A 20,259-nucleotide genomic window follows, 5' to 3' on the forward strand; every position below is an offset into this window, starting at 1 on the left:
GCCGAGTACGCTGGCGACGAAAGGCTCGATTGACGTGAGAAACATCGCCGATACCCTCGCCCGCATGGCGCGCGCCGGAGCCCCGACGCCGCGCGACACTGCGCCCAGCCGCCTTACGCCACTGGCCGAGTTCGGGACCAATCCGGGTGCGCTGCTCGGCTTCAGCTACGTTCCCGCCAACCTGCCAGCGAACGCGCCACTGGTCGTCGTCCTGCACGGCTGCACGCAGACCGCGGCGGGCTATGACCACGGTTCAGGCTGGTCGAAGCTCGCCGATCGCGCCGGTTTCGCGCTTATCTTTCCCGAGCAGACGCGCGCGAACAACCCCAATCTGTGCTTCAACTGGTTCGCGTCGGAGGACACCGCGCAGTCCGGCGGCGAGGCGGAATCGATCGCGCAGATGACCGAGACGATGATCGCGCGCCACGGCCTCGACCGCAGCCGCGTGTATGTTACCGGGCTGTCGGCGGGCGGCGCGATGACGATGGCGATGCTCGCGACGCGGCCGGACCTGTTCGCAGGCGGCGCGGTAATCGGCGGCCTCGCCTACGGCACCGCGACCGGCGTGTCGCAGGCGCTCGACCGGATGCGCGGGCACGGCGACACGAGCGATGCCGCGCTGGTCGACGCAGTCCGCAGCGGCGCGCGGGGGCACGATGGACGCTGGCCGACGCTCGCGATCTGGCACGGCGGCGCGGACGCGACGGTGAGTGTGGCGAACGCGGACACGATCGCGCGGCAATGGCGCGGCGTCCACGGCGTCGATGCGAAGGCCGTGCGCACGGAGCGGATAGGCACCGCCGTCCACCGGATCTGGTCGAACGCGGACGGGCACGATGTCGTCGAGGACTGGACTGTGCCGGGCATGGGTCACGGCACGCCGATCGATCCGTTGCACGGCGAGCGCCTCGGCGCCGCGGGGCCGTTCATGCTCGATGTCGGGCTTTCGAGCACGGCGGTGATCGCGAGGTCTTGGGGGTTGGTTGCGGCGGCGAAGGCGGAGACTGCGATCAAGCCGGCACCAGTCGAACGCGTCGCCAAGATTGCTATCCCCGTGTCGCCGAAGACAACATCGAAACCTCGCGCCGAAGCCCCCGCCGGTATCCAGGCAACGATCGAGAACGCCCTCCGCGCAGCCGGATTGATGCGGTAGGATAGACTTCGGCTAGGTGTCAGATCCGACTGCGGGCCAACTCCCCCGTCATCCTGACGAAAGTCAGGATCCAGTGCCAAATTGGACGACGTTCGTTACCCTGGATCCTGACTTTCGTCAGGATGACGGAGTGGTTGGGAAGGGTTACGCGGTCGCCCCAGCATCTTTCACACAGCATCGCGCCCTATCGATCCTCTCCCGCCAGGGGGGGGTGGCAGGCACTTCGCCTGACGGAGGGGGCGGCATGGACAACCATAGTTGCCCGCCCTCCCCCTCCATCGCCTACGGCACTACCTTGCCCTGACAGGGAAGGATCGACGCGAGTAATCGACAAGCCGCGCAACCCAGCTAAAGCCACCGCATGACGTCCACCCCGCCCCGCCCCTGGCGCACCGAGTTCGCCGCCACGCTCAAACTCGCCTGGCCACTCGTTGCGACCAATCTCGCCCAGGCACTGGTCGGCGCGACCGACGTCGCGATGCTAGGGCGACTCGGGTCGGACACGCTCGCGGCAGCGACGCTCGGCCTCAACCTCTACCTCGTCTTCCTGATCTTCGGGATGGGCCTCACCACCGCCGCCGTCCCGATGATCGCACGTGAGCGCGGCGCACGGCCCCACGCGGTACGCGATATCCGGCGGACCGTGCGCCAGACGATCTGGGTCGCCGCCACGCTCTGCATCCCCTCATGGATCGTGTTGTGGAATGCCGAGCCGATCCTCGTCCACCTGCTCGACCAGGATCCGCTGCTCGCGCACGAGGCGGCGCGCTTCGTCCGCGCAGTGATGTGGGGAATGCTGCCCAGCCTCTGCTTCCTCGTACTCCGCGCGTTCGTCGCCGCGCTGGAAAAGCCTGCCTGGTCGCTGGTGGTGATGGTCGGACTATTGGTCGTCAACGCCGCGCTCAACTGGCTGCTGATCTTCGGTCATGCCAGCCTCCCCGCGCTCGGTCTGCTCGGCTCGGGGATGGCGAGCAGCATCGCCAATGGCCTCAGCTTCGTCGCGATGGCCACCGTCATCGTCTACGCGAGGCCGTTCCGCCGCTACCGCCTGCTCGGCCGGTTCTGGCGCGCCGACTGGCCACGCTACCGTGCGGTGTGGACGCTGGGCCTGCCGATCGCGATCACGCTCGGGTTCGAATCCACCGTGTTCATCGCTGCGGTGTTCCTGATGGGCCTGCTCGGCACCGTGCCACTCGCCGCGCACGCGATCGCGATCCAGATCGCCAGCGTCACCTTCATGGTCCCGCTCGGCATCGCGCAGGCGGCGACGATCCGCGTCGGCCTGGCGTCAGGGCGTGGCGACCGTGTCGGCATAGGCCGCGCAGGTTGGGCGGCGTTCGCGATCGGCGAGAGCTTCATGGTGCTGACCGCCGCGCTGCTGATCCTCGCCCCACAGTTGCTGATTGGGATCATCCTCGATGTCGATGCGCCTGCGAACGCGCCGGTCGTCGCGCTCGCGATCTCGCTGCTCGCGGTTGCTGCGATATTCCAGGTGGTCGACGGCGCGCAGGTGATCGGCGCGGGCATGTTGCGCGGATTGGGGGATACCACGGTGCCGATGATCTTCGCCGCGATCGGTTATTGGGGGATCGGCATCGGAGTCGGCGCGTGGCTCGCCTTTGCCCGCGGCTGGGGCGGCGTCGGTATCTGGACCGGGCTGGCGACCGGATTGGCCGTGGTATCGGTGCTGATGATGGCCCGGTGGCAGGCGCGCGAGCGGCTCGGCCTTGGTTGACGCTCCGCTGGGCGTGTTTTCGCGATAGGCCGGTACCGTTAACGCGTAGAGCGCGTTAACTTATATTGCATCACGGGAGCCTAACATGTCCGACCCAGACCGTATCGTCGCGATCGGGCTTCTCACGCAACGCGACGTGTTTGCGCTGGGGCACGATCTGTCGCGCGTCTATCCGATCGACGAGGCCCCCTGCTTCGGTGCGTTGCTCAGCGCGATCGACGACGCCGACCGCGCGTTTCACCGCGAGCACGATGCCCGCCAAATGCATGTCGATCAGCAGATCAAGGTTGCAACACAAGCACGCTAGCAGCGTTCGAGACCCGCTGCCCTAGCGGAGATCGATCATGACGCATTTACCTACGGAACTGCTGCTGCTCGGCTGGTCGACGGTCCTGCTGTTCGCGTACGTCATGATCCAGGGCCAGACCGCGACGCGCGACCGCGGGCTCGACTGGAACGCGGGCCCGCGCGACGGCGAGCAGAAGCCGCTCGGCGAGATGGCCGGCCGCGCCGAACGCGCGCTCAAGAATTTCCAGGAAACCTACCCGGTCTTCATCGCACTCGCGTTGGGGCTTGCGGTGACCGATCGCACCGGCGGGCTCGGTGCAATCGGCGCATGGCTCTGGTTCGGTGCGCGGATCGCTTACATCCCGCTCTATCTGTTCGGCATCAAATATGTCCGCAGCCTGAGCTGGACGGTGTCGATCCTCGGCCTGCTGCTGATGCTGATTCGCTTCCTTTAAGGGCTAACCGCGCAGCGTGCGGATGATCGCCGAGAAGTCGAGCCCGCCCTGCCCGGCCTCGGCAAACGCCTCGTAACGCTCGGCAGCCTTCGCGCCCATCGGCGTATCGGCACCAGTGTCCTTTGCCGCCGCCATTGCGAGCCGCAAGTCCTTGAGCATCAGCGCCGCCGCAAAGCCGCCCTGATAGTCGTGATCGGCCGGCGTATCGGGACCGATCCCGGGGAGCGGCGCGTACGTCGTCATCGACCAGCTCTGCCCCGACGACACGCTGGCGATGTCGTAGAAAGCCTGCGCATCGAGCCCGAGCTTCTCCGCCAGCACGAACGCCTCGCAGGTCGCGATCATCGTCGCGCCGAGGATCATGTTGTTGCAGATCTTCGCCGCCTGCCCCGCACCGTTCGCGCCCGCGTGGATGACCGCCTTGCCCATGTCGGCGAGGATCGCTTGTGCCCGGTCGAACGCCTCGGCAGAGCCACCGACCATGAAGGTCAGCGTCCCCGCATTCGCGGCGCCGATCCCGCCCGAGACGGGCGCATCGACCGCGACGAGACCCTTGGCTTGCGCGGCGGTGGCGACCTGCTTGGCGGTGGCGACGTCGATCGTCGAGCAGTCGATCAGGATCGCGGACGGCGACGCGACCGCGAACAGCGCGTCATAGACCTCGGCGACATGCTTGCCGGCGGGGAGCATCGTCACGATCGCCTCGGCACCGTCTGCGGCTTCCGCCGCGGACGCGACTGGCAGGCAGCCTGCCGCCTTCGCCTTGCTCAGCGCGTCGATGCTCAGATCGAACGCGCGAACGTCATGGCCCTTCTTGGCGAGGTTCGCCGCCATGCCGCCGCCCATGTTGCCGAGCCCGATGAAACCGATCCGTGCCATGTTCTCTCTCCTAATTTTGCTCCCCTCCCGTTCACGGGAGGGGTTGGGGGAGGGCAGTGCCGCAAACACCTCGCGCGTGGTCGCGGCACGCCCCTCCCCTGACCCCTCCCGCAAGCGGAAGGGGAATTCGTTACTTCCCCGTCCAGGTCCCGGCGCGCTTCTCGACGAATGCGGCCATCCCTTCGCTCTGGTCCTCAGTCCCAAACAACCCGTGGAACAACCGCCGCTCGAACTGGACGCCCATCGCGAGCCCCGTCTCGAACGCCGCGTTGACCATTTCCTTGTTCGCCAGCACCGCCAGCGGCGCCATCGCGGCGATCGTGGTCGCCGTCTTCACCGCCTCGTCGACCAGCTCGTCCGCCGGCACGATCCGCGAGACGAGGCCCGCGCGCTCCGCTTCCTCGGCATCCATCATCCGCCCCGTCAGGCACATCTCCATCGCCTTGGCCTTGCCGACCGCGCGCGTGAGGCGCTGCGATCCACCCATACCGGGGGACACGGCGAGCTTGATCTCGGGCTGGCCGAACTTGGCGGTATCGGCGGCGAGGATGAAGTCGCACATCATCGCCAGCTCGCACCCGCCGCCAAGCGCATAGCCCGCGACCGCCGCGATGATCGGTTTCCGCGTCCGCGTGAAATTCTCCCAGCCCGCGAAGAAGTTGCTCGCGTACATCTCCGCGAAGCCTTGCGACTGCATCTCCTTGATGTCCGCCCCCGCCGCGAACGCCTTGGCCGAGCCGGTCAGCACCGCGCACCCCTGCGACGGATCCGCATCGAACACGGCAAACGCGGCGATCAGGTCGGCGAGCACCTGCGAGTTCAATGCGTTCAACGCCTGGGGCCGGTTCAGCGTGACAAGCGTAACGCCGCCGCGCTGCTCGACCAGGATGGTTTCGTAGGTCATTCACTTACTCCTTGTATCCCCGCGAAGGCGGGGACCCAGTCTGGGCTCCCGCCTTCGCGGGAGAACATTTAGACGGATCAGCCGGGCGTCCACGCCTCATGCTCAGGCAACGGCGCGAAGATCTGGTCGATCACATGATCGGTCACATCCTCGGGCGTCGCCGGATCCCAGCGCGGCGCATTGTCCTTGTCGACGATCACGGCCCGCACGCCTTCGATAAAATCATGCCGCTGCACGACATGCGCACCAACCGCGTATTCCTGCCGCATCTCGTCCGCAAAGCTCGCCATCCCCGCGCCCTCGTGAAGCAACCGGAGCGACACCTTCATCGTCTGCGGCGACTTGGTCTTCAACGTCGCGAGCGTCTGCGCGGCCCACTCGCCCCGATCGGCTTCGAGCGCAGCGTAGATCTCTTCCAGCACATTGGAGGCGAACAACCGGTCGATATCGTCCTTGCGCGCCAAGATCTTCGCGTCAGGCGCCGCGGTCGCCAGCGCGTCTAACACACCCGCGATGTCCTGCGGCGTCTCCGCAATCCGCGCCTTGGCGGTATCGAGCGTATCACTCGCCAGATACTGCGTCGCCAACCCCAGCGCGAGACACTCCGCGCCATCGAGCCGATGCCCTGTCAGCGCGAGATACTGCCCGATCCGCCCTGGCAACCGCGACAGATACCAGCCGCCGCCGACATCCGGGAACAGGCCGATCCCCGTCTCCGGCATCGCGAACTTGGTGTTCTCGGTCGCGACGCGAAACCGGCACGGCAGCGCAAGGCCGACGCCGCCGCCCATCGTGATCCCGTCCATGAAGGCGATGATCGGCTTGGCATAGGTGAACAGCCGGTGGTTCATGCGGTACTCGGCATAAAAGAATGCCCGTGCCTCGACGCCATCGGTCGCACCGGACGCGGCGAGCATGCGGATATCCCCGCCCGCGCAGAACCCGCGTCCCTCCGCATGATCGACCACGATCGCCTCGACCGCCGCATCGCCACGCCACGCCTCCAGCGCGTCAAGCACGCCTTCGCACATCGCCAGATTCAGCGCATGCAGTGCCTTGGGCCGATTGAGCCGTACCCTGCCGATCGGCCCCTCGACTGCGGTAATCAGGTCTTCGGTCATCCGCTCTTCCTTGTTCTCCCGCGAAGGCGGGAGCCCAGACTGGACTCCCGCCTTCGCGGGAGAACATGCTATTGCCGCGTCAGCTCGCGACCCACGATCATCCGCATCACCTGGTTCGTCCCCTCAAGGATCGAATGCACGCGCAGGTCGCGCCAGAAGCGTTCGATCGGATAGTCCTGCAGATACCCATAGCCGCCATGCAGCTGCAACGCACGGTCGACCACCGACGAGCCGGTATCCGTCGCGAGCCGCTTCGCCATCGCCGCAAACTTGGTCTTGTCGGGCGCGTTCGCCGTCACCTTCGCAGCCGCCATGTAAAGCAACGCGCGCGCCGCCTCCAATTCGGTCGCCATGTCCGCCAGCATGAACTGCGTGTTCTGGAAATCCGTGATCGCCTTCCCGAACTGCTTGCGGTCCTTCGTATAGGCGATCGCCTCGTCTAGACACCGCTGCGCGCCCCCCAGCGAGCACGCACCGATGTTCAGCCGCCCGCCGTCGAGCCCCATCATCGCGATCCGAAAGCCCTCGCCCTCGCCGCCAACCATGTTCGCCGCCGGCACGCGGACGCCGTCAAAGATCACCTGCCGCGTCGGTTGCGAATGCCAGCCGAGCTTCTTCTCGTTCGCGCCGAACGACACGCCCGGCATGTCCTTCTCGATCACGAGGCACGAGATGCCCTTCGGCCCATCCTCACCGGTACGGACCATGGTGACATACACCTCGTTCTCGCCCGCACCCGAGATGAACTGCTTCGAGCCCGTCACGATCCAGTCGTCACCGTCGCGCACCGCGCGCGTCTTCAACGCCGCCGCATCGGAGCCCGAACCCGGTTCAGTCAGGCAATAGCTTGCAAGCCGGTCCATCGTCACCAGGTCGGGAAGATACTTGTCCTTCACCCCCTGCGACCCGAACCGGTCGATCATCCAAGACGCCATGTTATGAATGCTGATGAACGCGCTCGTCGAAGGACATCCGTACGACATTGCTTCCATGATCAGCGCCGCTTCGAGCCGCCCAAGCGCGATCCCTCCGCTCTCCTCGCTGACGTAGATCGCCGCGAAGCCGAGTTCGGCCGCCGCCTTGATCGTCTCACGCGGAAAGATGTGCTTCTCGTCCCACCCGGCCGCATGCGGGGTGATCCGGTCGGCAGTGAAGCGGCGCGCCAGCTCTTGGATTTCGCGCTGGTCGTCGGTGAGGTCGAACTGGTTTGAGGTGAACTGGTTCATCGTGGTCCTATCTCCGTCATGCCGGGCTTGACCCGGTACCCAGTGTCACGGACGCCTGTGTTCGTGGCTCTGGGTCCTGACGTGCGTCAGGATGACGATTGGGGGAAATGACGTGGATCGGCAACCGGCTGTCTACATCTGGCCAGCTGGCGCAACGGGACGCTGTACATCGGCGTCACGTCCAACCTGATGGCGCGGATCGTTCAGCATCGTGCCGGATCCTTTGGCGGCTTTACGCGAATATACGGCGTCAAACGGCTCGTTTGATTCGCGATGGCGGACACGATGGAGGAGGTCATAGCTCGCGAGAAGCAGTTGAAGAACTGGTGCCGCGCCTGGAAGATCGAATTGATCGAAGCCGACAACCCGACTTGGCGCGATCTGGCAGAGAATTGGGGCTTCGATCCGCTCCCCCAGCCGTCATCCCGGGCTTGACCCGGGACCCAGAGCCGCAAGCACCTACGCTCGTGGCTCTGGGTCCTGACGTTCGTCAGGATGACGGAAGAACGATAGCCCACCCAATCACCCCATCGTCGGGATAACGAACGCGTCGTTATTGCGCGCAGGCCCACCATCCTCGGCCATCGCCGGCAGCGCAGACCCGTCCGGCCAACGCTGCGTGATCGTCTTCACCTTGGTCCAGAACTTCACGCCCTCCATGCCGTGCTGGTTGGTGTCGCCGAACGCCGAGCGCTTCCAGCCACCGAAGGTGTGATACGCGACCGGCACCGGAATCGGCACATTGATGCCGACCATCCCAACGTTCACCCGCGCCGCGAACTCGCGCGCCGCGTGGCCGTTGCGCGTGAAGATCGCGACGCCGTTGCCGTATTGATGCTCGCTCGGCAGGCGCACCGCCTCCTCGAAATCGGCGGCACGGACGACCTGGAGGACGGGTCCGAAGATCTCCTCCTTGTACGCCGACATCTCCGTCGTGACGTGATCGAACAGCGAAGGCCCGATGAAGAAGCCCTTCTCATGCCCCTGCAATGCAAACCCGCGCCCATCCACGACCAGTTCAGCGCCTTCGTCGACGCCGGTTTGGATCCAGTTCTCGATCCGGGTGCGATGCGCCGCATTCACCACCGGCCCGTAATGCGCATCGTTGTCGGTCGACACGCCAACCCGCAAAGCAGCGATCGCCGGGATCAACTTCTCACGCAACGCGATCGCGGTCTTCTCGCCGACCGGCACCACCACCGGCAGCGCCATGCAGCGCTCGCCCGCGCTCCCGAACGCCGCGCCCGACAAGTCCGCGACGACCTGGTCGAGGTCCGCGTCGGGCATGACGATCCCGTGGTTCTTCGCGCCGCCCATCGCCTGGACGCGCTTGCCCGCCTCGACGCCGCGACGGTACACGTAATGCGCGATGTCGGACGACCCGACGAAGCTCACCGCCGAGATCGCCGGATGATCGAGGATCGCGTCGACCATTTCCTTGTCGCCGTGGACGACCTGGAAGATGCCCTCGGGCAGCCCCGCCTCGACGAACAATTCGCCCAACCGCACCGGTACCGACGGATCGCGCTCGCTGGGCTTGAGGATGAACGCGTTGCCCGTGGCGATCGCCACGCCCGACATCCACAGCGGGATCATGGCCGGGAAGTTGAACGGCGTGATGCCCGCACCGATGCCGAGCGGCTGGCGCATCGAATACACGTCGATCCCCGGCCCGGCGCCCTGCGTGTATTCGCCCTTGAGGATGTGCGGGATGCCGCAGCAGAACTCGATCACCTCCAGCCCGCGCTGGATGTCGCCCTTCGAATCCGCGATCACCTTGCCGTGCTCGGACGACAGCAGCCGCGCGAGTTCGTCCATGTTCGCCTCGACGAGCCGCTTGAACTCGAACATCACGCGAGCACGCCGTTGAGGGTTAGTCGCAGCCCAGCCCGGCTGCGCCTTCTGCGCCGCGGCGACCGCACGGTCCAGATCGGTCGCACCCGACAGCCGCACGCGCGCCTGCACCTCGCCCGAATTCGGGTCGAACACGTCGCCGAAGCGCTCGGCCGTGCTGGCCGCACCGCTCACGAAATTCTCGATCGTCCGCATGGCATCCTCTTCTTGTTGCACGCACCGTCGGGCATAAGCGTTTCGCAGCCAAGCGGGGTTGTTTGCAGAATCGCTCTGCGAATATGCAGCATAGGGTGAGGCGTTCATGGATTGGGACGACGTCCGGTATTTCCTCGCTCTGGCGCGCACGCACCGGCTTGGGCCAGCTGCAAAACTGCTGGGACAGGACGCGACGACGGTGTCGCGGCGACTCCAGCGACTGGAGCGGCGACTCCAGACGACGTTGTTCGAACAGACCGTCGCCGGATACGCGCTGACCGAACGCGGCGCGGCGCTGCTCGACCATGCCGAGACGATGGAGGCGTCAGCGCTCGGTATTCAGGAAGTCGTCGGCAACGACGCAGGCGTGCTCGCCGGGCCGATCCGGTTGAGCGTCTCGGAAGGCTTCGGCAGCCGCATCCTCGCACCGCGCCTCGCGTCGTTCACCAACCAGCATCCGCGGATCGCGGTGGACCTGATTGCGTCGACGGGGTTCCTCAACCCGTCGCGGCGAGAGGCGGATATCGCGGTAATGCTCGCGCGACCGAAGAGCGGCCCATTGGTGGCGCGAAAACTCACGGACTATCACCTTGGCCTCTACGCGCATCCCGATCACCTCGCGCGGGCGGGGCCGATCGCGACCACCGCGGACCTGATGCGGCACCGGCTGATCGGCTACGTACCGGACATGATCTACGTGCCCGAACTCCGCTATCTCGCGGAGATCGACGGGCGCCTGGATGCGTCGATCCGCAGTTCGAGCATCGTCGCGCAGGCCGAGCTTATCGCCGCGGGCGCGGGGTGCGGGATCCTGCCGTGCTTCATCGGCGACGGCATGCCGGGGCTAGTGCGGGTGCTGCCCGACGCCGTCGATATTCAGCGCTCGTTCTGGCTCGTCGTCCACCGCGACGTTCGCCGGATCGCGCGGATCGACCGGTTCATCGCCTGGCTGGACGCGACCATCGGCGCGCTGAAGCCGCTGATGCTGGGCGTGCCCTCGGCGCCGATTGCCGCCCCCGAATGACGCCCGTATAGATCGATGTTGCATGGCAGCATCGCCGGGCCCGGAGCAGCGCGTTGATCCCCAAACTTTATCACCAGATGATCGACGCGATCGGCGACGGCACCGGCCTGCCCGACATCATCCTCCATATTCATGCGGGCATGGCGCTGTTGATGATCGCCCGGCTGATCACGCGGCAGTCGTTCGGGACGTTCATTCCGTGGTGGGTGGTCGTCGCGGGCGAGGCGTTCAACGAGATCATGGACCGGCTTAACTTCGGGTCCTGGCGCTGGGAGGACACCTCGCTGGACATCGTCAACACGCTGCTGTGGCCGACGGTGATCTGTGTCGGCGTGCGGTTGCGGCCGATGATTGCGCAGCGGGTTACGATCAAGACGGGTGTGGTGGAGACCGGGTCGGATGCCGTCTCGATAAAAGACGTGCCGGTCGAGACGCAGCACTAACCTGCTCCCCTCCCTGAAAGGGAGGGGTTGGGGGTGGGTCGGCCGATTGACTCGCGCGACGAATCCCAAGCAGCCTACCCACCCCTAGCCCCTCCCTTTCAGGGAGGGGAACGCGTTGTGGGCGGGTGAGCGCAGTCTATTCCAGCCAACCGCCCTGGCTTAGCCCAAAGCCACATACCGTTGCAGGTGATAATCCTCATCACCCAACTGGTGATCGATCATCACCAGCCGCTTGGCGTAATGCGACACGGCGTATTCCCACGTCATGCCGATCCCGCCGTGAAGCTGAATCGTTTCCTCCGCGACCAGCGCGCCGGTCCGCCCGATCGTGTATTTCGCCGCCGCCAGAGCCCGCTCGCGCGCCTTCGCGTCATCACCGTCGAACGCCGACGCCGCGTTGATCACCGCGGAATGCGCCTGCTCGATCTCCAGGAGAACCGTCGCCATGCGGTGCTGGAGCGCCTGGAACTTGCCGATCGGCACGCCGAACTGTTTCCGGTCGCGGAGGTAGCCGAGCGTGGCTTCCTTGACGAATTCCATCGCGCCGACCGCTTCGGCCGACAGCGCAAGCAACCCTGCACCGATCGCCACATCGACGATCACCTGCCCCTGCCCTTCGCCACCAACGCGCGCATCCGCGCCGACAGTAACGTTCTCGAACGTCACATCACCGGCCGCGCCGCCTTCGATGACGTTGAAGCTGCGCACCGACACCCCGGCCGTATCCGCCGGCACGAGCAACACGAGCGGATCACCGTCCTGCTCGACCGTCACCACGAACACCGATGCCGCACCCGCCTGCGAAACGACTGCCTTCGTCCCGCTAAGCGTCCAACCATCGCCACTCTTCGTCGCGGTCACCGGCGTCGCGCCATCCTCATGCGCGAACGCGGCGATCGTCTCGCCGGACACGATTCCGGCGAGCGTTTCGTCATGCCCGCCAGCCTTCGCCAGCGCACGCCCCGCCATCAGCGCACCGAGGAACGGCTCGACCACCAGCGCGCGGCCGAGCGCCTCGAACACCACCATGATGTCGAACCCGCTGCCGCCGAAACCGCCCGCCGCCTCGTCGAACAGCGCGGACACGATACCGAGTTCGTTCAACTGCTGCCAGACCGCTGGGTCGTATCCCGTGTCGCCATACGCGCCCGCGTTGCGCGTCTCGATCGGATAGCCGTCGCGCAACGCCCGCACGAGCGTGTCGGCGAGCATGCGGCGGTCGTCGGTGTGTTCGAAGTTCATGGTATCACAGACCCAAGATGGCTTTGGAGATGATGTTCTTCTGGATCTCGTTCGACCCGCCGAAGATCGACAGTTTGCGGTTGTTGAAATAGCTCGGCGCCGCCATCGCCGCGTCCTCCGGGCCGACATCCTCGCCGTTCCAGCCGGCCTCCAGAGCCTCGGGTATGTAGGGCGCCGCGTACGAGCCATAGGCGCGACGCGTCAGCGAGGTGATCTCCTGGCGGATCTCGGTACCCTTGATCTTGAGCATCGAGCTCTCCGCGCCCGGCGCACCGCCGCCCGCGACCGCCGCCAGCACGCGAAGATTGGTCGTCTGCATGTTGGCCAGATCGATCTCGACCCGCGCCATCCGCGCCGCGAACAACGGATCATCCGCCAGCGAGCGCCCGCCCTTCTTCTGCATCTGCGCGACTTCCTTCAACCGCTCGAACGACGCGATCGAGAAGCCGACGCCGGCGATGTTGGTGCGCTCATAGGTCAACAGGTACTTGGCGTAGGTCCAGCCCATATTCTCTTCGCCGACGAGATTGGCGACGGGCACCTCGACGTCGGTGAAGAACACCTCGTTCACCTCCTGCTCGCCGTCGATCAGCGTGATCGGGCGGACCTCGATGCCGGGCGACTTCATGTCGATCAGCAGGAACGAGATGCCCTCCTGCTTCTTCGCGGTCGCATCGGTGCGGACGAGGCAGAAGATCATGTCGGCATGCTGGCCGAGCGTCGTCCAGGTCTTCTGGCCGTTGACGACATAGACGTCGCCCTTCCGAACCGCAGTAGTCTTCAGGCCCGCGAGATCGGAGCCCGCACCCGGCTCGGAATAGCCCTGGCACCACCAGTCGGAGCCATCGAGGATCCGCGGCAGCCACTGCTTCTTCTGCTCTTCGGAACCGTATTTGATCAGCACGGGACCGAGCATGTTGACGCCGAACGGAACGACGCGGGGCGCGTGCGCGAGCGCGGACTCGTTATCGAAGATGAACCGCTGGATCACGCTCCAGCCCGGGCCACCCCATTGCTCGGGCCAGTGGTTCGCCAGCCAGCCGCGTTCGTTGAGGATCGCGTGCCATTCCTCCATGTCCGACTTGCGCAGCCGCTTGCCCTCGCGAACCAGCGTCGAGAGCCGCGCGGGCAGTTTGTCGCGGAAGAACGCGCGGACTTCGTTGCGGAACGCTTCTTCCTCGGGCGTGAAGCTGAGATCCATGGTCATGTGACTCCTGATGCTGGAGCCTGTGTGCCACAGTCGATCGTGGAATTGAAGGACCGGTATGGTCAAAGTCGGAGAAAATACGATGCCTAACTACGCAGGTTAATCCGGGCGGTATCCAACTTCTTCTCCCCTCCCTGAAAGGGAGGGGTCGGGGGTGGGTCGGCCAGCTTGAGCCACGCGCGTTCGACTGTGTGGAAGCCAACCCACCCCCAGCCCCTCCCTTCCAGGGAGGGGAGCAGTCTCAGAACCGGTAGCTGATCCAGCCGGCGAGGAAGTCGGAGTTCTTGTACCCCGCATTCGTCAGTGCAGGCCCCGCGATCAAATGCTCGTACCGCCCGGTGAACGACAGCCGCGAGGTGAACGGGTACACCGCCTGGAACCGCAGCGTATCGGCGATCTTCTTGCCCCCGAAATTCTGCGTCCCGGCAAACGCCGAGCCGTTCGCGCGGTACACCGCATCGCTCGTCGTATCGCGCCACGAGCGCTGATATTCCGCGGTCATGCGCAGCTTGCCGAACGGCGTGAACGTCACGTTGGGCGCCAGCGCGACCAGGTTGGTCGGCGTCGCGAACAGCTGATAGCTATAATAGATGTTGTTGCCGAACGGCGCCAACGAGTTGCGCAACGTGCCATTACCGTACGCGCCGCCGCCACTCGCATAGTCCGCGTGGAAACCGACGCGCGGCGCGGACTTGCTCTTGCCGAGCTTGTAGGTCTGGGCCAGCAGGATCAGCCACGCCTTGATCGAGCGGTTGTCGTACGAACCGCCTTGGTAATTGATCGTCCAGTCGAGATTGACCGGCCCCGCATCGCCCCAGACGTGCAGGCCGTAGAAATTACGGACTTCGCGCGCATTTTCCATGCCCCATACCGCCGCGCGGTTCCGCAGGCGCCAGAGGAACGGATCGACGTACAGCTTCGAGCCCCCGAACAGCGTCTCCGGCACGACGATGCCCGTCGAGATGCCCGAGAACCGCCGCGCGCTCTCCGCGTTGTCGTCCTGTGTACCGCCATTGCCATACGCGGTCGGCTTGAAATCGAACACGTCGGCACGGACGCCAGCGGTGCGCGCCCAGGCGCGGAAGCCGTTGAACCCGAAGAACAACGTGTTGTTGTCGCGCGGCACGACCAGCAGGTTGGGACCGTCCGCAAACGTCTGGCGGCCATAGCGCACGCCGACATCGATATCGGCGACCGTCCCGGTCAGGTCGACGAATGCCTGCTGCACCGCCAGCTTGTTGCGCAGGTTCGGCAACGCGGTCCCGAGATTCTGCCCCTCCAGCGTCCCATGCGCGAGCTCGCCGTAGAAACGAAGGTGCTGACCGACATGCAGGTCGGCGCCACCGAACAGGCGGAGAATGTCCTGCCGCTGTGCCTCGGCATCGCGCAGATTGGGGTTGGTCGTCTCATTGACGCGCAACCGCGCCTCGCCCGACAGCGTCAGATAAACGTCGCCATCACCCGCGATCGAGATGAACTTCAACTGTTCGACGATGTCCTTGCGCTTCTTCGGATCGCGCAGCTTCGACCAGTCCTCCGCCCACCGCGACTGGTTGTAGCCACCCGTCGTCGTACCGTCGCCGATCGCGGCGTTGGGATAGCTCTCGGCGATCGGCGAGGCTTCGGCGGTGCTCGACACGTCCTTCGCGCCGGCATTCGCCGGTCGCGAGGGCGGCGCTTCGGCCTGCGCCATCGCCGCGCTCGAAAAGGCCAGGGTCGAAAGCGCGGACGCGGCAAAGCCGGCCGCATACGCCATGCGGCGGATCGTCATCGAGGTCATAAGCAAATATCCGGTACAGGACGCGGGACCGGCGAACCGGCCCCGTACGCGTCAGTGGGCAGGAACGGCAGCGATGGGAGCAGGCACGAACTCGGGGAGCTTGCCCGACAGCGCCGCGTTCAGCTTGTCGCGATCGAGACCGCCCTCCCAGCGGGCGACGACAATCGTCGCGACCGCGTTGCCGATGAAGTTGGTGAGACTGCGGCACTCGCTCATGAAGCGATCGACGCCGAGGATCAGCGCCATGCCCGCGATCGGCACGGTCGGCACGATCGACAGCGTCGCGGCCAGGGTGATGAAGCCCGCGCCGGTGACACCCGCCGCGCCCTTGGACGAAATCATCGCGACGACCAGCAGCAACAGTTCCTGGCCAAGCGTCAGGTGCGTGTTGGTTGCCTGCGCGATGAACAGCGCCGCCAGCGTCATGTAGATGTTGGTGCCGTCGAGGTTGAACGAATAGCCGGTCGGCACGACCAGCCCGACGACCGACTTCTCGCAGCCTGCCGCCTCCATCTTCTGGATCAGGTTCGGCAGCGCGGCTTCCGACGACGACGTCCCGAGCACCAGTAGCAATTCGGCCTTCAGATACTTGATCAGCTTGAAGATCGAGAAGCCGGTCAGCCGCGCGACCGTGCCGAGGATGACGACCACGAACAGCGCGGCGGTCAGGTAGAAGGTCGCGACCAGCGCGCCGAGATTGGCAAGGCTGCCGATCCCGTATTTGCCGATCGTGAACGCGATCGCGCCAAACGCACCCAGCGGGGCCGCGCGCATCAGGATGCCGACCAGCTTGAACACGATCAGGCTGAGGCGCTCGAGGAAGTTCAGCACCGGCTTGGCAGGCTCGCCGACCAGGCTCAGCGAAATGCCGAACAGGATCGCGACGAGCAGGATCTGGAGGATGTTACCCTCGGTGAACGCGCTGACCATCGTGTCCGGGATGATGCTCATCAGGAACCCGGTGATCGTCGTCTCGTGCGCCTTCACGGTATAGTCCGCGATGCCCTTGGTATCCAGCGTGGCGGCGTCGATGTTCATCCCCGCGCCCGGCTGGACGACGTTGGCGACGATCAGCCCGACGATCAGCGCCAGCGTCGAGAAGAACAGGAAGTAGGCGAACGCCTTGCCCGCGACGCGGCCGACCGAGCCGAGCTCCTTCATGCCCGCGATGCCGGTGACGAGCGTCAGGAAGATCACCGGGGCGATGATCATCTTCACCAGCTTGATGAACGCATCGCCGAGCGGCTTCAGCGCCGCGCCGTACGTCGGATAGAAATGCCCGAGCGCCGCGCCGAGTGCGATCGCGATCAGGACTTGGATATAGAGCTGGCCGCTCCAGCGCTTCCGCGCGGGCGTTTCCGCGACGCCATATGTCTGGGTGGGTAGGGTCAACATCGCCTCCTGGTATTCTCGTCCACTCACGCGGGACGTTATGTGCGACGGTAATGCCGGGCCGAACCGGGGACTACAAGAGCAGCCCCTTCAGCGCTTAAAACGTCGGTTTTTAGCCATTTATCAGCATACCCATTGTTCGGACGTGTGGGAATTGTCGCGTTTCATCAATGGCGCAGCTGTTAGGTGTGTGATAATCCGCACAAAATGACGCGACTCCGATCCTCCCTTTTCGTCACGGCGTTGACGGTGCTGATGGCGTTCGCGGCGCTTGGCACGATCGTCGCGGGAGTCGCCTCGATCTACGGCCAGCGCGCCGCCGCAGACGCGCGCGCGGGCGTGCGGATGCGCGCGGTCCAGCAGACCCGCAGCAACCTTCGCCTGCTCGAAGCAGAGTTGCAGACCTATCGCCTGTTGCCGATCATGCTCGGCGAATACCCCGACGTCCGGGCAGCACTCGCTTCGGGCAAGGTCGACCCCGCGCTCAACACAAAGCTCGCGCTGCTGGCCGAACGCACCGGCGCACCGGTGATCTACGCGCTCGATACGCAGGGCATGACGATCGCCGCCTCGAACGCCGGCCGCCCCGACAGCTTCCTCGGCCACGACTACCGGTTCCGTGACTATTTCACCAAGGCGATGGCGTCGGGCGCAACCGAGTTCTTCGCGCTCGGCAGCGTCAGCGGGCGGCCGGGCCTATACCTGTCGCGAAGGATCGACCGCGCCGGCCGACCGCTCGGCGTGGTCGTGGTCAAGGTCGAGTTCGAAAAGATCGCGCGCGCGTGGATCCAGGACCGGATGGCGACCTTCGTCACCGATCCCGACGGCATCATCCTGATCTCCAGCGATCCGAAGCTCGAATTTCGCACCACCCGCCCGCTCTCGCCTTCGCGTCGCGCTGCGCTGGTCGAGACGCGCCAGTTCGGGACGTCGCCGCTGGCCCCCGCCCCACTGACGCTGGCCGACGGGGTTTCACGTCTGCCCGACGGATCGCCTGCGATCACGGTGTCATTGCCGGTACCGATCTCGGGCTGGCGGCTGGTGCATATGGAGCCGCTCGACGCTGCCCTGCGCACCGCCGCCGCGCGCACGCGCTGGGCCACCGCGATCGCCGCGATGCTGACGATCGCGGCGATGCTCGGCGCGTGGTGGCTGTACGAGCGGCGCAAGCGCAACGTCGGCGCGCGCGCGGAACTGGAGGCGGAGGTCGCGCGCCGCACCGCCGAGCTCCGCGCCACCGCCGACCGCCTTCAGATCGAGGTCGAGCAGCGCGAGGCGTCCGACCAGCGGTTCCGCCAGGCGCGCGAGGAACTCGCGCACGCCAACCGCGTCGGGTCGATCGGCACGATCACCGCCAGCGTCGCGCACGAGATCAACCAGCCCGTCGCCGCCATCCGCACCTTCGCCGACAACGCCGCCGCCTTCCTCGACCGCGGCGAACCCGCGCGCGCGGCGACCAATCTCCAGTCGATCGTCGACCTGACCAGCCGGATCGGGACGATCACCGCCGGGCTCAGGCGCTATGCACGGCGTGGCGCAGGATCGATCGGCCCGGTGGCGCTCGACGAGGCGATCGACGGCGTCCGCCTGCTGATCGGCGACCGCTTCCGCGCCAAGGGCGTGACGCTCGACCTGCCGAACGGTCCCGAAGCGCGACTGACGGTGATCGCGGGCCGCGTCCGCCTGGAACAGGTGCTGGTCAACCTCCTCCAGAACGCGCTCGACGCGGTCGCCGACCGGCGAGATGCCCGGGTGAGCGTCACCGTCGGGCGTAAAGGCCGCGACGTCGTGCTGACCGTCGCCGACAACGGTCCCGGTATCGAGACCGACATCGCCGACCACCTCTTCACCCCGTTCGCGACGAGCAAGAAGGACGGCCTCGGCCTCGGGCTCGGCATCGCGCGCGACATCATGACCGAGTTCGGCGGCACGCTCGACCTCGTCCCAGCACCTGAAGGCGCCATTTTCCGTATGATCCTGGTAAAGGCATGAGCGAGCAAGCTGTTCTGCTCGTCGACGACGACGACGTGTTGCGCGGCGCGCTGGAGCAATCGTTCGAACTCGCCGGCATCGCGGTGATCGCCGAGCGCGACCCGACCGTCGCGCTCGCCCGCGTGACCGCCGGGTTCGACGGCGCGGTGGTGTCCGACATCCGCATGCCGAAGATGGACGGGCTCGAACTCTTTCGCCGGATCGCCGCGATCGACCACGAGATCCCCGTGCTGCTGATGACCGGCCACGGCGACGTCGCGATGGCGGTCGCCGCGCTCAAGAACGGCGCGTTCGACTTCATCCCGAAACCCTTCGCGACGGACCATTTGATTGCGGGTGCCAGGCGGGCGCTCGAAATGCGCCGCCTCGTCCTCGACAACCGCCGTCTTCGCGCCGCCGCCGAGGAAACGATCGGCGCCGAACCGCTGATCGGCGAAACCCCGGTAATGGTCCGCCTCCGCGAAACGATGCGCCAGATCGCGCAGGCCGACATCGACGTGCTGGTCGAAGGCGAGACCGGCACCGGCAAGGAACTTGTCGCTGTACTACTCCACCGCTGGAGCAACCGCCGCTCCCGCCCATTCGTCGCGGTCAACTGCGCCGCGCTGCCCGAGGCTGTCGCGGAGATCGAGCTGTTCGGCCACGACGGCGACTCCCGCCTGCCGCGTACCGGCCGGATCGAGGCCTCGAACCGCGGCACTTTGTTCCTCGACGAGATCGAGAGCACGCTCCCCGCGTTCCAGGCGAAACTGCTCCGGGTACTGGAGGAGCGCGAGGTGATGCCGGTCGGCGGCGACCTCCCCCGCGCGCTCGACCTGCGCGTGATCGCCGCCGCCAAACCCGGCCTCGAACAGGCGGTCGAGGAAGGCCGGTTCCGCGCGGATCTCCTGTTCCGGCTCGACGCGGTCCGCCTGCGCATCCCGCCGCTCAGAGAACGCCGCGACGACATTCCGCTGTTGTTCGGCCATTTGCTCCACCAGGCGGCAGAACGGTTCGGCCGCGAGGTCCCGACGATCGACACCGCCACGCTAGCGTATCTCGGCCAGCACGACTGGCCCGGCAACGTCCGAGAACTCGACAATCTCGCCAAGCGTCTGGTGCTGCGCGTAGAGGCGGAAGAGGCGGTCGACGAAGACAGCGACATCCCCCTCCCCGCCCGCGTCGACAAATTCGAGGAAGCGACGATCCGCGCCGTGCTCCAACAGGTCAGCGGCGACGTCCGCTCGGCCTTGGCCGCACTCGGCATCCCGCGAAAGACATTCTACGACAAGCTCAAGCGCCACGACATCGACGTCGAGGCGTACCGCCCGACCAAACCACCCCCGTCATCCTGACGAAAGTCAGGATCCAGAGCCACGACCGCTACCCC

General features: G+C 66.0%; 17 protein-coding genes and 1 pseudogene. 9 read left to right on the plus strand and 9 right to left on the minus strand.

Translation table 11 applies throughout. The annotated features are described in order from the left end of the window. Positions 1–34: 34 nt before the first annotated feature. From C8J39_RS14925 to C8J39_RS14940, 4 genes are all read left to right on the plus strand, one after another. Positions 35–1,153, plus strand: coding sequence for a PHB depolymerase family esterase (locus C8J39_RS14925; protein ID WP_183038011.1), 1,119 nt, complete (start codon positions 35–37; stop codon positions 1,151–1,153). Positions 1,154–1,514: 361 nt separating this feature from the next. After that, positions 1,515–2,888 carry an MATE family efflux transporter gene (locus tag C8J39_RS14930; protein ID WP_120301160.1) on the plus strand — a complete coding sequence of 458 codons (1,374 nt, stop codon included), beginning with the start codon at positions 1,515–1,517 and terminating at the stop codon, positions 2,886–2,888. Positions 2,889–2,973: 85 nt separating this feature from the next. Beyond that, positions 2,974–3,195 carry a hypothetical protein gene (locus C8J39_RS14935; RefSeq protein WP_120301161.1) on the plus strand — a complete coding sequence of 74 codons (222 nt, stop codon included), beginning with the start codon at positions 2,974–2,976 and terminating at the stop codon, positions 3,193–3,195. Positions 3,196–3,232: 37 nt separating this feature from the next. Then, entirely contained in the window at positions 3,233–3,631 is a 399-nt protein-coding gene (locus C8J39_RS14940; protein ID WP_120301162.1) for an MAPEG family protein, read from the plus strand. 3 nt (positions 3,632–3,634) lie between these two features. Here the strand turns inward: C8J39_RS14940 and mmsB are convergent, their stop codons facing one another. The 4 genes from mmsB to C8J39_RS14960 form a co-directional block, all read right to left on the minus strand. Continuing rightward, the gene (gene mmsB, locus C8J39_RS14945) at positions 3,635–4,510 is read right to left on the minus strand and encodes a 3-hydroxyisobutyrate dehydrogenase (RefSeq protein ID WP_120301163.1); all 876 of its coding nucleotides are present in this window, start codon (positions 4,508–4,510) and stop codon (positions 3,635–3,637) included. 130 nt (positions 4,511–4,640) lie between these two features. After that, positions 4,641–5,414 carry an enoyl-CoA hydratase gene (locus tag C8J39_RS14950; protein ID WP_120301164.1) on the minus strand — a complete coding sequence of 258 codons (774 nt, stop codon included), beginning with the start codon at positions 5,412–5,414 and terminating at the stop codon, positions 4,641–4,643. A 77-nt stretch (positions 5,415–5,491) separates the two neighbouring features. Continuing rightward, positions 5,492–6,535, minus strand: a complete 1,044-nt coding sequence (locus tag C8J39_RS14955) for an enoyl-CoA hydratase/isomerase family protein (protein ID WP_120301165.1) — start codon at positions 6,533–6,535, stop codon at positions 5,492–5,494. 68 nt (positions 6,536–6,603) lie between these two features. Continuing rightward, positions 6,604–7,761, minus strand: a complete 1,158-nt coding sequence (locus C8J39_RS14960; RefSeq protein WP_120301166.1) for an acyl-CoA dehydrogenase family protein — start codon at positions 7,759–7,761, stop codon at positions 6,604–6,606. Positions 7,762–7,852: 91 nt separating this feature from the next. On the opposite strand from C8J39_RS14960, the pseudogene C8J39_RS19335 reads away from it, so the two are divergent. Then, positions 7,853–8,196: pseudogene (locus C8J39_RS19335) on the plus strand (GIY-YIG nuclease family protein). An 87-nt stretch (positions 8,197–8,283) separates the two neighbouring features. Here the strand turns inward: C8J39_RS19335 and C8J39_RS14970 are convergent. Next, positions 8,284–9,810, minus strand: coding sequence for a CoA-acylating methylmalonate-semialdehyde dehydrogenase (locus tag C8J39_RS14970; RefSeq protein ID WP_120301167.1), 1,527 nt, complete (start codon positions 9,808–9,810; stop codon positions 8,284–8,286). A 106-nt stretch (positions 9,811–9,916) separates the two neighbouring features. Between C8J39_RS14970 and C8J39_RS14975 the strand changes: the two genes are divergently transcribed. Beyond that, the gene (locus C8J39_RS14975) at positions 9,917–10,834 is read left to right on the plus strand and encodes a LysR family transcriptional regulator (protein ID WP_120301168.1); all 918 of its coding nucleotides are present in this window, start codon (positions 9,917–9,919) and stop codon (positions 10,832–10,834) included. Positions 10,835–10,887: 53 nt separating this feature from the next. Beyond that, positions 10,888–11,277, plus strand: a complete 390-nt coding sequence (locus tag C8J39_RS14980; protein WP_243650138.1) for a hypothetical protein — start codon at positions 10,888–10,890, stop codon at positions 11,275–11,277. A gap of 159 nt (positions 11,278–11,436) precedes the next feature. On the opposite strand, the gene C8J39_RS14985 is transcribed toward C8J39_RS14980, so the two are convergent. The 4 genes from C8J39_RS14985 to C8J39_RS15000 all read right to left on the minus strand — a co-directional run bounded on the left by C8J39_RS14985 (position 11,437) and on the right by C8J39_RS15000 (position 16,898). After that, on the minus strand, positions 11,437–12,519 hold the full coding sequence (locus tag C8J39_RS14985; protein ID WP_120301169.1) for an acyl-CoA dehydrogenase family protein: 1,083 nt from the start codon (positions 12,517–12,519) through the stop codon (positions 11,437–11,439). Positions 12,520–12,523: 4 nt separating this feature from the next. Beyond that, the gene (locus C8J39_RS14990) at positions 12,524–13,720 is read right to left on the minus strand and encodes an acyl-CoA dehydrogenase family protein (protein ID WP_120301247.1); all 1,197 of its coding nucleotides are present in this window, start codon (positions 13,718–13,720) and stop codon (positions 12,524–12,526) included. Between the two features lie 247 nt (positions 13,721–13,967). Then, on the minus strand, positions 13,968–15,506 hold the full coding sequence (locus C8J39_RS14995) for an alginate export family protein (RefSeq protein WP_243650140.1): 1,539 nt from the start codon (positions 15,504–15,506) through the stop codon (positions 13,968–13,970). Between the two features lie 51 nt (positions 15,507–15,557). After that, positions 15,558–16,898, minus strand: a complete 1,341-nt coding sequence (locus C8J39_RS15000) for a dicarboxylate/amino acid:cation symporter (RefSeq protein WP_259457561.1) — start codon at positions 16,896–16,898, stop codon at positions 15,558–15,560. 207 nt (positions 16,899–17,105) lie between these two features. Here C8J39_RS15000 and C8J39_RS15005 point away from each other — a divergent pair, with 207 nt between their 5' ends. Both C8J39_RS15005 and C8J39_RS15010 read left to right on the plus strand, forming a co-directional pair. After that, a complete protein-coding gene (locus C8J39_RS15005; protein ID WP_207896980.1) occupies positions 17,106–18,890 on the plus strand; it encodes an ATP-binding protein in 1,785 nt (594 codons plus the stop codon). Continuing rightward, complete coding sequence (locus C8J39_RS15010) at positions 18,887–20,224, plus strand: sigma-54 dependent transcriptional regulator (RefSeq protein ID WP_120301171.1); 1,338 nt, start codon at positions 18,887–18,889, stop codon at positions 20,222–20,224. The genes C8J39_RS15005 and C8J39_RS15010 overlap by 4 nt, the downstream gene beginning before the upstream one ends. Positions 20,225–20,259: the final 35 nt, after the last annotated feature.

This window comes from Sphingomonas sp. PP-CC-1A-547, assembly GCF_003610375.1.
Lineage (GTDB): Bacteria > Pseudomonadota > Alphaproteobacteria > Sphingomonadales > Sphingomonadaceae > Sphingomonas.

Coding starts and splice junctions, on each gene's coding strand:
- C8J39_RS14930 (WP_120301160.1), top strand. CDS start 1,515: ATGACGTCCACCCCGCCCCGCCCCTGGCGCACCGAGTTCGCCGCCACG.
- C8J39_RS14935 (WP_120301161.1), top strand. CDS start 2,974: ATGTCCGACCCAGACCGTATCGTCGCGATCGGGCTTCTCACGCAACGC.
- C8J39_RS14940 (WP_120301162.1), top strand. CDS start 3,233: ATGACGCATTTACCTACGGAACTGCTGCTGCTCGGCTGGTCGACGGTC.
- mmsB (WP_120301163.1), bottom strand. CDS start 4,510: ATGGCACGGATCGGTTTCATCGGGCTCGGCAACATGGGCGGCGGCATG.
- C8J39_RS14950 (WP_120301164.1), bottom strand. CDS start 5,414: ATGACCTACGAAACCATCCTGGTCGAGCAGCGCGGCGGCGTTACGCTT.
- C8J39_RS14955 (WP_120301165.1), bottom strand. CDS start 6,535: ATGACCGAAGACCTGATTACCGCAGTCGAGGGGCCGATCGGCAGGGTA.
- C8J39_RS14960 (WP_120301166.1), bottom strand. CDS start 7,761: ATGAACCAGTTCACCTCAAACCAGTTCGACCTCACCGACGACCAGCGC.
- C8J39_RS14970 (WP_120301167.1), bottom strand. CDS start 9,810: ATGCGGACGATCGAGAATTTCGTGAGCGGTGCGGCCAGCACGGCCGAG.
- C8J39_RS14975 (WP_120301168.1), top strand. CDS start 9,917: ATGGATTGGGACGACGTCCGGTATTTCCTCGCTCTGGCGCGCACGCAC.
- C8J39_RS14985 (WP_120301169.1), bottom strand. CDS start 12,519: ATGAACTTCGAACACACCGACGACCGCCGCATGCTCGCCGACACGCTC.
- C8J39_RS14990 (WP_120301247.1), bottom strand. CDS start 13,720: ATGGATCTCAGCTTCACGCCCGAGGAAGAAGCGTTCCGCAACGAAGTC.
- C8J39_RS14995 (WP_243650140.1), bottom strand. CDS start 15,506: ATGACCTCGATGACGATCCGCCGCATGGCGTATGCGGCCGGCTTTGCC.
- C8J39_RS15005 (WP_207896980.1), top strand. CDS start 17,106: ATGACGCGACTCCGATCCTCCCTTTTCGTCACGGCGTTGACGGTGCTG.
- C8J39_RS15010 (WP_120301171.1), top strand. CDS start 18,887: ATGAGCGAGCAAGCTGTTCTGCTCGTCGACGACGACGACGTGTTGCGC.